The 237-nt window shown below is 58.2% G+C and carries 1 protein-coding gene; it reads left to right on the top strand.

Features of this window, described 5'->3' with window-relative positions:
• On the top strand, positions 1–237 hold a 237-nt coding region (locus Q4563_RS22520; RefSeq protein WP_303606131.1), incomplete at both ends, for a class I tRNA ligase family protein.

The raw sequence follows: 237 nt of genomic DNA, 5'->3' as shown, positions 1-237 counted from the left end.
GGCTCCCTGCATATGGGCCACGCGTTCCAGCACACCATTCAGGACGCCCTCACCCGTTATCACCGCATGCTGGGCAAAAAAGCCCTGTGGCAGGTCGGTACCGATCACGCTGGTATCGCCACCCAGATGGTGGTTGAACGCAAACTGGCAGCTGAAGGCCAACCAGATCGCCACGAACTGGGCCGTGAAAAATTCCTCGAAAAAGTCTGGGAGTGGAAAAACCAGTCCGGTGGCACC

The organism is Gilvimarinus sp. 1_MG-2023 (assembly GCF_030548285.1).
The sequence above is the reverse complement of the archived record's forward strand: the minus strand, read 5'-3'. Positions and strand labels throughout refer to the sequence as shown.